The 10,762-nt window shown below is 62.4% G+C and carries 11 protein-coding genes; 8 read left to right on the top strand and 3 right to left on the bottom strand.

Features of this window, described 5'->3' with window-relative positions:
• Positions 1-645: 645 nt before the first annotated feature.
• Positions 646-1,845, bottom strand: a complete 1,200-nt coding sequence (tyrS, locus tag ACIP02_RS13160) for a tyrosine--tRNA ligase (RefSeq protein ID WP_400617098.1) — start codon at positions 1,843-1,845, stop codon at positions 646-648.
• Between the two features lie 213 nt (positions 1,846-2,058).
• Between tyrS and ACIP02_RS13155 the strand changes: the two genes are divergently transcribed.
• Positions 2,059-3,480 carry a peptidoglycan DD-metalloendopeptidase family protein gene (locus ACIP02_RS13155; RefSeq protein WP_400617095.1) on the top strand — a complete coding sequence of 474 codons (1,422 nt, stop codon included), beginning with the start codon at positions 2,059-2,061 and terminating at the stop codon, positions 3,478-3,480.
• 3 nt (positions 3,481-3,483) lie between these two features.
• A complete protein-coding gene (locus ACIP02_RS13150; RefSeq protein ID WP_400617093.1) occupies positions 3,484-4,575 on the top strand; it encodes an anhydro-N-acetylmuramic acid kinase in 1,092 nt (363 codons plus the stop codon).
• A gap of 59 nt (positions 4,576-4,634) precedes the next feature.
• Here the strand turns inward: ACIP02_RS13150 and erpA are convergent, their stop codons facing one another.
• Positions 4,635-4,985: an iron-sulfur cluster insertion protein ErpA gene (erpA, locus tag ACIP02_RS13145; protein ID WP_003255511.1), complete on the bottom strand. Its 351-nt coding sequence runs from the start codon at positions 4,983-4,985 to the stop codon at positions 4,635-4,637.
• Between the two features lie 146 nt (positions 4,986-5,131).
• Positions 5,132-6,166, bottom strand: a complete 1,035-nt coding sequence (gene argC / locus ACIP02_RS13140; protein WP_400617089.1) for an N-acetyl-gamma-glutamyl-phosphate reductase — start codon at positions 6,164-6,166, stop codon at positions 5,132-5,134.
• 142 nt (positions 6,167-6,308) lie between these two features.
• Here argC and hemJ point away from each other — a divergent pair, with 142 nt between their 5' ends.
• The 6 genes from hemJ (at position 6,309) to ACIP02_RS13110 (ending at position 10,735) form a co-directional block, all read left to right on the top strand.
• A complete protein-coding gene (gene hemJ, locus ACIP02_RS13135) occupies positions 6,309-6,734 on the top strand; it encodes a protoporphyrinogen oxidase HemJ (protein ID WP_060501620.1) in 426 nt (141 codons plus the stop codon).
• A gap of 28 nt (positions 6,735-6,762) precedes the next feature.
• Positions 6,763-7,719: an NAD(P)H-dependent flavin oxidoreductase gene (locus ACIP02_RS13130; protein WP_400617086.1), complete on the top strand. Its 957-nt coding sequence runs from the start codon at positions 6,763-6,765 to the stop codon at positions 7,717-7,719.
• Positions 7,720-7,786: 67 nt separating this feature from the next.
• Positions 7,787-8,569, top strand: a complete 783-nt coding sequence (locus ACIP02_RS13125; protein WP_400617083.1) for an SDR family NAD(P)-dependent oxidoreductase — start codon at positions 7,787-7,789, stop codon at positions 8,567-8,569.
• Between the two features lie 63 nt (positions 8,570-8,632).
• Entirely contained in the window at positions 8,633-8,971 is a 339-nt protein-coding gene (locus tag ACIP02_RS13120) for a histidine triad nucleotide-binding protein (RefSeq protein WP_003255518.1), read from the top strand.
• A gap of 65 nt (positions 8,972-9,036) precedes the next feature.
• A complete protein-coding gene (coq7, locus tag ACIP02_RS13115) occupies positions 9,037-9,684 on the top strand; it encodes a 2-polyprenyl-3-methyl-6-methoxy-1,4-benzoquinone monooxygenase (protein WP_400617081.1) in 648 nt (215 codons plus the stop codon).
• Positions 9,685-9,694: 10 nt separating this feature from the next.
• On the top strand, positions 9,695-10,735 hold the full coding sequence (locus tag ACIP02_RS13110; protein WP_400617079.1) for a DUF2157 domain-containing protein: 1,041 nt from the start codon (positions 9,695-9,697) through the stop codon (positions 10,733-10,735).
• The last annotated feature ends 27 nt before the right edge of the window (positions 10,736-10,762 follow it).

Here is a 10,762-nt window from a genome sequence, read left to right as displayed (position 1 = left end):
GGCTAACTCGTTGAATTTCAAGGAGTTTGTCGTTCCGTTGTCGCTGGAAGTGGGGCGCATTATAAGGGGATTCGAGAGGGCGTCAACCTTTAATTTCATTTAATTGAAATATGCCAGGTGAAGACCGTATGAAGGCCGGCAAGTGGCCGCCGCAACATATGTTGCGCCGGGGTGATCGAGCGCCGCGGTTGTCCGCCGCAACATTTTCAGCGCCTGTGAGATCGAGCGCCGCCCGCGCGGCGCTTCGCGGCTAAAGCCGCTCCTACGTTTGTTTCGGGCCAGTTATGCCTGTGGCATTTGCACGCGAACGCTTTGGCGCATGTCTCGATATCGTGTCGTACCAACAAGGCGGTCGCTCGCGCCCGGCACAGGATGGACTGGCCCGAAACAAACGTAGGAGCGGCTTTAGCCGCGAAGCGCCGCGCGGGCGGCGCTCGATCTCATAGGCGCTGAATGTGTTGCGGCGAACACCCGCGGCGCTCGGTCTCACAGGCGCTGAATGTGTTGTGGCATACACCTCTCAAACCCAACACTATCTATAGCCAAGCCCATCGCCCCCCCCAGACACCCACCACAACACTCCCCAAAAACAAAACGGGGAGACCTCTCGGCCTCCCCGCTTCTATATAGCTACACCCCAGCCAATCACTCAGCCTTCAGCGTAACCCGGCCAAACGACTTCTTGCCCGCCTGGCATACATGGGTAGCACCTAGGACAAACATGAAGTCCTTGTCGACCACCGCACCATCAACCTTCACCGCACCGCCACTCAGCAAGTCCCGTGCCTGCGCCGAATTCTTCACCAGGCCAGCCCGGTTAAGCACGGCAGCAATCGGCAGGTTTTCCGCCGCCGCCACTTCGATCTCCGGCAGGTCCTCCGGCAGCTCGCCTTCCTTCATACGGTTACCCGCCGCACGGTGGGCATTGGCCGCAGCCTCTTCACCATGGAAGCGCGCCACAATCTCTTCCGCGAGCTTGATCTTGATGTCCCGTGGGTTGGCACCCTTGGCGACATCAGCGCGGAACTGATCGATCTCTTCCATCGAACGGAAGCTCAGCAGCTCGAAGTAACGCCACATCAAGGTATCCGGGATCGACACCAGCTTGCTGTACATCACCCCTGGCGCTTCCTGAATGCCAACATAGTTGCCCAACGACTTGGACATCTTCTTCACGCCGTCGAGCCCTTCGAGCAGCGGCATGGTCACGATGTTCTGTGCTTCCTGGCCATAGGCACGCTGCAGCTCGCGCCCCATCAGCAGGTTGAACTTCTGGTCGGTACCGCCCAGCTCGACGTCCGCCTTCAGTGCTACCGAGTCGTAGCCCTGCACCAGCGGGTAAAGGAACTCGTGAATGGCAATCGGCTGATTGGTGGTGTAGCGCTTGTCGAAGTCATCACGTTCGAGCATCCGCGCTACGGTGTACTGCGACGCCAGGCGAATGAAGTCGGCCGGGGTCAGTTTGTCCATCCAGGTGGAGTTGAACGCGACTTCGGTCTTGGCCGGGTCGAGAATCTTGAATACCTGCTGCTTGTAGGTCTCGGCGTTGTCCAGCACCTGCTCACGGGTCAGCGGCGGGCGCGTGGCGCTCTTGCCGCTCGGGTCACCGATCATGCCGGTGAAGTCACCGATCAGGAAGATGACCTGGTGGCCCAGCTCCTGGAACTGGCGCAGCTTGTTGATAAGCACCGTGTGACCCAGGTGCAGGTCCGGGGCGGTCGGGTCGAAGCCGGCCTTGATGCGCAGAGGTTGGCCGCGCTTGAGCTTCTCCACCAGTTCCGACTCGACCAGTACTTCTTCCGCGCCGCGCTTGATAAGCGCCAGCTGCTCTTCAACCGACTTCATAGACAAACCCGCAAGGCTCAGATTCAGGGGGAGCCAACCATACAAGATCGGCCGTCAATTACAAGTTTCGCAAAGGAATGTGACCCGAACACAGGTTTGCGGCGTCTACGCGCCCTTGCGTGAAAACGGATTTGGTTATATTTTATACAGTTATTTCATCTTCATCATGTCATTCATCTTTTCCATTTCACCTTTTTCAAAGTCACTTTACTCATGACCAACGAACCGCCTAAAGCGCCCAAGCTTTATCCGAAAAGCCATCTGTTGGCCGCCAGCGGCATCGCCGCCCTGCTCAGCCTGGCTTTGCTGGTATTTCCCTCCAGCGAAGTGGAAGCCAAGAAAACCACCCTCAACCTCGAGCTGGAAAGCCCCGCCGAGCAACTGAAGGACGATTCCCGTGCCGCACCGCTGGTGCAGGCACAAGGTGAGCAAGGCTCGCCATTCGCCCAGATCGAAGACACCGCACCCGAAACCCAGAAAGCCGAGCAGCAAGCTCCGGAAGCCAAACCGATCGCCGAAGCCGCCAAGGAACCTGGCCATCGCGAAGTTACCGTCGCGCGTGGCGATACCCTGTCCACCCTGTTCGCCAAGGTTGGCCTGCCGGCCAATGCGGTGCACGACCTGCTGGCCAGCAACAAGCAGGCCAAGCAGTTCAGCCAGCTCAAGCATGGCCAGGTACTGCAGTTCGAACTCGACAAGGATGGCCAGTTGGCCAGCCTGCACAGCAAAGTCAGCAACCTTGAAACCATTCGCCTGACCAAATCAGCCAAGGGCTATACCTTCAACCGTGAAATCAGCAAACCGGTCGTGCGAACCGCCTATGCCCACGGTGTGATCAAGAGCTCGCTATCGGCTTCCGCCCAGCGTGCCGGCCTGTCTCACAGCATGACCATGGACATGGCGCGCGTGCTGGGTTACGACATCGACTTTGCCCAGGATATTCGCCCTGGCGATGAATTCGATGTGGTGTACGAGCAGAAGGTGATGGACGGCAAGGTCGTCGGTACCGGCAACATCCTCTCCGCGCGCTTCACCAACCGCGGCAAAACCTACACCGCCGTGCGCTACACCAACAAGCAGGGCAACACTACCTACTACACGGCCGACGGCAACAGCCTGCGCAAGGCCTTCATCCGTACCCCGGTGGACTTTGCCCGCATCAGCTCGCGCTTTTCCGCCGGCCGCAAGCACCCGATCCTGAACAAGATTCGCGCCCACAAAGGCGTCGACTACGCTGCCCCGCGTGGTACGCCAATCAAGGCTGCCGGTGACGGCCGCATCGAGCTGGCCGGGCGCCGTGGCGGTTACGGTAACACCGTGATCATCCAGCACGGCAACCGTTACAAGACGCTCTACGGCCACATGCAGGGCTTTGCCAAAGGCATCAAGACCGGCAGCTCGGTCAAGCAGGGTCAGATCATTGGCTACATCGGCACCACCGGCTTGTCCACCGGTCCGCACTTGCACTACGAGTTCCAGGTCAACGGCGTTCACGTCGACCCGCTGAGCCAGAAGGTGCCAATGGCTGACCCGATCGCCAAGAACGAGCGCCAGCGCTTCCTGCAGCAGAGCCAGCCGCTGATCGCCCGCATGGATCAGGAAAAGGCCACCCTGCTCGCAGCGAACAAGCGCTAAGCCATGGCGCTCTACCTGGGGGTGATGTCCGGCACCAGCCTCGATGGCCTGGACATCGCCCTGATCGAACAGGGCGAGCAGCTTGAGCTGCTCGCCACCCACTACCTGCCCATGCCCACCGATCTGCGCCAGGAATTGCTCTCCCTGTGCAGCAGCGGGCCGGACGAAATCGCGCGGGCAGCGCTGGCAGAAAACCGCTGGGCCAGCCTGGCAGGCGAAGGTATCCACCAACTGCTGGCCCGACAAGGCCTGCAGGCTGACGCCATCCGCGCCATTGGCAGCCACGGCCAGACCATCCGCCACGAACCGGCACGCGGTTTTACCGTGCAGATTGGCAACCCGGCACTGCTCGCCGAGCTGACGGGTATCAGCGTGGTCGCCGATTTCCGCCGCCGCGATGTGGCTGCGGGCGGCCAAGGCGCGCCGCTGGTTCCGGCCTTCCATGAAACCCTGTTCAGCCACCTTGGCCAGCGCTTGGCAATTCTCAATGTGGGCGGTTTCAGCAACCTCAGCCTGATCGAGCAGGACAAGCCGGTGCACGGCTTTGATTGCGGCCCGGGGAATGTGCTGCTGGATGCGTGGATCGAGCGCAAGCGCGGCCAAACCTACGATGCTGACGGCGCCTGGGCAGCCTCGGGCGTGGTGCAGGCCGACTTGCTCGGCGCACTGCTGGCCGACCCGTTCTTCGCCGGCAGCGGCCCGAAGAGTACCGGCCGCGAGGTGTTCAACCTGCCTTGGCTGGATGGCCATCTTGCCTGCTTACCCGCTTATCGCGACGAAGATGTACAGGCGACACTGTTGGAACTGACCGCACGCAGCATCATCGAGTCGCTAGGCAGCGCCCAGCATGGCACCGAAGCGCTGCTGGTCTGTGGTGGTGGCGCCCGCAACGGCGCGCTGATGGCCCGCCTTGGCCAGTTGCTGCCCCATGCCCAGGTCGCCAGCACTGGCGCCCATGGCGTAGATCCGGACTGGGTCGAGGCCATGGCCTTCGCCTGGCTCGCTCACTGCTGCCTGGAAGGCATTGCCGCCAACCGCCCAAGCGTCACTGCCGCCAAGGGCCTGCGCGTATTGGGCGCGATCTACCCGGCATAACCGCTACGCCAAAAAGCAAAACGCCGCGCAATTGCGCGGCGTTTTCGTATGGCCAGGCTTCAGATCGAGAACGACGAGCCGCAACCACAAGTGGTAGCAGCATTCGGGTTCTTGATCACGAAACGCGAGCCTTCCAGGCCTTCCTGATAGTCCACTTCGGCGCCAGCCAGGTACTGGAAGCTCATCGGGTCGACCACCAGGGAAACGCCTTCGCGCTCGACGATGGTGTCGTCTTCGGCCACGTCTTCATCGAAGGTGAAGCCATACTGGAAGCCCGAGCAACCACCACCGGTCACGAACACCCGCAGCTTCAGACGTTCATTGCCTTCCTCATTGACCAGGTTCTTCACCTTCTGGGCTGCCCCATGGGTGAATTCCAGACCAGTAGGGGTGAAGGTTTCGACGCTCATGTTGATTCTCCCGGCGCGGTAGCCGCCATAAAACTCGATGACGCGCATTATCCGCTTTCCCGAGAAAATCGGTCAAGAATTGTGCGGCTTTAGTCGCGACCTGCAAAAAGGCCCGCACGACGCGGGCCTTGTTCACTGCTGACGGCTTACGGCAGCAAGCCGGCATGGGACAGGCCCATGCGCTCATCCAGGCCGAACAGGATGTTGAGGTTCTGCACCGCCTGGCCGGAAGCGCCCTTGACCAGGTTGTCGATCACCGACAGCACCACCACCAGGTCACCACCTTGCGGGCGATGGACGGCAATGCGGCAGACGTTGGCACCGCGCACGCTACGGGTTTCCGGGTGGCTGCCCGCCGGCATCACATCGACGAACGGTTCATCGGCGTAGCGCTTCTCGAACAGCGCCTGCAAGTCGACCGAGGTATCAACCACGTTCGCGTACAGGGTAGCGTGGATGCCACGAATCATCGGCGTCAGGTGCGGCACGAAGGTCAAGCCGATGTCCTTGCCAGCGGCCAGGCGCAGGCCCTGGCTGATTTCCGGCAGATGGCGATGGCCCTTGACCGCATAGGCCTTCATGCTTTCGCCAGCTTCGCAGAACAGCGAACCCACCGCTGCGCCACGGCCAGCGCCGCTGACACCCGACTTGCAGTCGGCGATCAGGCGCGAAGGGTCCGCCAGGCCGGCTTCCAGCAGCGGCAGGAAGCCCAGCTGGGTGGCGGTCGGGTAGCAACCCGGCACGGCGATCAGGCGCGCCTGACGGATTTTTTCACGGTTCACTTCTGGCAAGCCGTACACCGCGTCCTTGAGCAACTCTGGCGCGCCGTGCGGCTGGCCATACCACTTGCCCCACTCGGTGGCGTCCTGCAGGCGGAAGTCGGCCGACAGGTCGATCACCTTGGTGCCGGCCGCCAGCAGCTCGCCGGCCAGGGCGTGGGCAACACCGTGCGGGGTGGCGAAGAACACCACATCGCAAGCCGCCAGGGCCTGGCTGTCCGGCACGCTGAACGCCAGCCCGTCATAATGGCCGCGCAGGTTCGGGTACATGTCTGCCACTGCCACGCCCGCCTCGGAGCGCGAAGTGATGACCGCCACTTCGGCCTGTGGGTGCTGTGCCAGCAGACGCAACAGTTCGACGCCGGTGTAACCCGTGCCGCCGACAATACCGACCTTGATCATAACGCTTGCCCCTTATCAACGAGCCGTCTGGAAAGCGCACGATAATAGGGGCGCAAGGCGCCTGTAACAACTCTTCGGGTGACCCTTCGGGCGCTAGACCACTACTATCTGACGACCGTGATTACCTGAAGGAACTCCCTCCATGCTTTACCTATGGATCAAAGCGCTGCATATCGTCAGCGTGGTCTGCTGGTTCGCCGGCCTGTTCTACCTGCCGCGGCTGTTCGTCTACCACGCCCAGAGCCAGGACAGCATCAGCCAGGACCGCTTCGTGACCATGGAACGCAAGCTGTACCGTGGCATCATGAACCCGGCAATGATCGCCACCTACGTGTTCGGCGCCTGGATGCTCTACCTCACCCCCGGCTGGCTGAGCCAGGGCTGGCTGCATGCCAAACTGACCCTGGTGATCCTGCTGACCGGCTACCATCACGTGTGCGGCGCCCAGCGCAAACGCTTCGCCAGTGGCACCAACACCCGCAGCCACGTCTACTATCGCTGGTTCAACGAAGTGCCCGTGCTGTTCCTGCTGGGTATCGTAATTCTGGTGGTGGTCAAACCGTTCTGACATTGCCACCCTGCCTAGGAGCCTTGCCATGTCGCTACCTGCCTCGCTCGAACAACGCTTGCGCCTGCCTGTGGTTGCCGCACCAATGTTCCTGATTTCCAACCCCAGCCTGGTGCTGGCCTGCTGCGCCAACGGCGTGGTTGGCAGTTTCCCGGCCTTGAACCAGCGTGACAGTGCCGGCTTCAAAGCCTGGCTGGAAGAAATCGAGGCCGGCCTGGCACAGTTGCAGGCGCCAGCGCCCTATGCGGTGAACCTGATCGTCCACCCGACCAACCCGCGCCTGCAGGCCGACCTGGCCTTGTGCGTCGAGCACCGTGTGCCGATCGTCATTACCAGCCTGGGTGCGGTAAAGGAAGTGGTCGATGCCGTACACAGCTATGGCGGCCTGGTGTTTCATGATGTCACCACTCGCCGCCATGCCGAGAAGGCCGCCGAAGCGGGTGTCGATGGGCTGATTGCCGTTGCTGCCGGTGCAGGCGGCCATGCCGGCACCTGGAGCCCGTTCGCCCTGGCAGCGGAAATTCGCCAGTTTTTCGACAAAACCCTGCTGCTGGCGGGCTGTATCAACCACGGCCACGAGATCCTTGCCGCACAACTCCTGGGTGCCGACCTGGCGTATATGGGCACGCGCTTTATCGCCACGGCAGAAAGCCAGGCCCAAAGCGCCTACAAACAGATGCTGCTGGAGGCCCACGCTGCCGACATCGTCCACACACCGGCGGTCTCCGGCATTCCCGCCAGCTTCCTGCGCCCCAGCCTGGAACAAGCGGGCTACGACCTGAATGCCCTCAAGGGCGGCCATGAACAAGGCAAACTCAAGCCGATAGACGACGAAGCCAAGGCGTGGAAAACCGTCTGGTCGGCAGGTCAGGGCGTTGGCGGTATCGACGACCTGCCCAGCGCCAGCGCACTGATCGAACGCCTGTACAGCGAGTACCAGCAAGCCCTGCAGCGCTGCCAGGCCCTGCAGGTTCGGGCCTTGTAGCAAAAGGCAACACCTTGCCCGGCCAAGCTGTACACTAGGCGCCCTCTTCCGCCCCCAGGAGCCTTGCATGACCCGTTACGCCATGATTACCGGTGCTTCCAGCGGCCTGGGCCTGGCCCTGGCGGAAGCACTGGCACGGCGCGGGCGCAACCTGATCCTGGTGGCACGCCAGCGCGAAACGCTGGAACCAGTGGCCATTGAGCTGACCCAACGCTTTGGTGTCGAGGTGCTGTTCCGCGCGTGCGACCTTAGCCAACCGCTGCGCCTTTCAGGCTTCGTGCTGGAGCTGGAGGAAGGCGAGCGGCGTATCGACCTGCTGGTCAACTGTGCCGGCCAGCGCACCTACGGGCCGTTCCTGGCCCATGAGTGGGCAGACGAGCAAGACCTGTTGGAGGTCAACGTGCTGGCCCTGAGCCGGCTGTGCCACGCCATCGGCAACCTGATGGCGGTGCAAGGTGGCGGGCAGATTCTCAACGTTGCCGGCCTGGCTGGCGTAGCGCCTGGCCCGTGGATGGCCGCCTACGCGGCCAGCAAGGCCTACGTGCTGAACTTTTCCCAGGCCCTGCGCGAAGAGCTCAAGCCCGCCGGCATCAAGGTCTCGGTACTGTGCCCGGGCCCGGTGCGCTCTGCACGCCGGCGCATTGCCCGCCTGGAGGGCAAGCCGCGCTGCCTCAGCCCAGAGGAAGTGGCGCTGTACACCGTACGCGCGCTGAACAAGAACCGCGCACTGATCATGCCCGGCCGGCGCAACCGCTGGCTGGCATTTGCGCCGCGCCTGCTGCCGCGCTGGCTGCTGCGCAAGCTGGCCGGGGCCATTCACCGCCGCTATTGCCCGGTCGGCATGGAATAGCCACTGGGCGAGCAACGCTCGGCTGAGTACACTCGGCCCGACCCTCACCATGGAGCAAGTGCTGTGGACGATCTATTCCTCAAAATCATCAACCGGGAAATCCCGGCGGATATCATCTACGAAGACGACCAGATCCTGGCCTTCAAGGACATTGCACCCGCAGCGCCGGTACATTTTCTGGTCATCCCGAAAAAGCACATCCGTACGCTCAATGACCTGACCGAAGAGGACAAGGCCCTGGCTGGCCACATCCTGTTCACCGCCCAGCGCCTGGCTGTCGAGCAAGGCTGCGAGGAAGGCTTCCGCGTGGTCATGAACTGCAACCCGAAAGGCGGCCAGACCGTCTACCACATCCATATGCACGTGCTTGGCCAGCGCCAGATGAACTGGCCACCGGGCTGATCCACGGCAAGCGACCCCGCCGCTATTGCGGTAAACTGTCGGGCACATTCTTGCGGAGGTGCCCGATGGCTACCGAACGTCACTACTCGCCGCTCGACCGCTTGTTGCTGCAGGCCGATACCGCCATGCGCACCTTGCTGCCCTTCAGCGGCCAACCCGCCCGGCCATCGCCGGCCATTATCCAGCCAGACGCCGACCTGGACGAAGAGCAGTCCCGCCATATTGCCGGGCTTATGCGCATCAACCATACCGGTGAAGTCTGCGCCCAGGCGCTGTACCAGGGCCAGGCCCTGACCGCCAAGCTGCCCGCAGTGCGCAAGGCCATGGAGCATGCCGCCGAGGAAGAAATCGACCACTTGGCCTGGTGCGAGCAGCGCATTCGCCAGCTGAACAGCCACCCGAGTGTGCTCAACCCGCTGTTCTATGGCATGTCGTTCGGCATCGGTGCACTCGCCGGGCTGGTCAGCGACAAGGTCAGCCTAGGCTTCGTCGCCGCCACCGAGCACCAGGTGTGCAAACACCTCGACGAACACCTGGAGCAGATCCCGCACGAAGACGAAAAGTCCCGGGCCATTCTCGAGCAGATGCGCATCGACGAAGAGCAACACGCCGAGTCTGCCCTGGAGGCCGGTGGCTACCGCTTCCCTGCCCCTGTCCGGTTTGGCATGAGCTTGCTGGCCAAGGTCATGACCAAGAGCACCTACCGTATCTGAAGGCACCCCCATGACGGATCGATTCGACGCCAAGGACCTGGCGCGCGCCGTGCAAGCCGGCGTTCTCCAGCAGGGCCAGGACCAGGCCCTGCTGGCCTTCCTGCGCCAGCAACCGGCAGCACGCAGCAGCTTCCAGCTGGCCCATGTTGCCTTCTACTTTGGCGCCATGCTGATCATGGCGGCCATGGGCTGGTTGCTCACCGAGGCCTGGATGAGCATCGGCGACGGCGCACTGCTGGTCATTGCCAGCCTGTACATCCTGCTGATCACCTTGTTTGCCCTGAAACTGCAGCGCCGCGGCCAGCCCGTCGCTGCCGGGGTGCTGGCAGCGGTCGCGGTCAGCATCGTGGCACTGGCCGTATTCGCCATCGAACGGCTGGTTGGCTGGTGGCCTGTGCACGACACGCAGGCAAAATACCACCATTACTACACCTACGTGCAGAGCGGCTGGCTGGTGATGGAACTGGCGACAGTACTGGCCGGTTTGCTGATGCTGCGGCTTATCCCCTACCCGTTCATCGTCATGCCCATCGCCGTGGCGCTGTGGTTCATGTCGATGGACCTGAGCGAATGGTTCTTCGGTTCGCCGTTCAGCTGGGAACAGCGCCGTGAAGTATCGCTGTGGTTCGGGCTGGGGATGTTGGTGGTATTCCTGGTGGTGGACGGCCGCACGCGCGAGGACTACGCCCATTGGGGGTACCTGGCCGGGCTGGCGGCGTTCTGGGGCGGCTTGACGCTTGTGGACAACGGCAGCGAGTTGGGCAAGGCCCTGTATTGCCTGATCAACATTGCGCTGATGGGCATGGCGGTGCTGCTGCGCCGGCCGGTGTTCATGGTGTTCGGGGCGCTGGGGGTGGCGGCTTACCTGGGGTACCTGTCGTACGACGTGTTTGCCGAGTCGCTGTTGTTCCCGATGGTGGTGACCTTGATCGGGTTGGGGGTTATCTGGTTGGGGTTGGTTTACCAGAAGCGGCGGGAGCGGTTGAGTGAGGCGCTTAGAAGCGCAATGCCGCAATGGTTGAGGGAGGCTCTTCCAGCACTGCGTGACTGAAGATCGCCGGGGCCGCTTTGCGGCCCC

The sequence above is a fragment of the Pseudomonas sp. NPDC089408 genome, from assembly GCF_044749445.1.
Taxonomy (GTDB): Bacteria; Pseudomonadota; Gammaproteobacteria; order Pseudomonadales; family Pseudomonadaceae; genus Aquipseudomonas.
The sequence above is the reverse complement of the archived record's forward strand: the minus strand, read 5'-3'. Positions and strand labels throughout refer to the sequence as shown.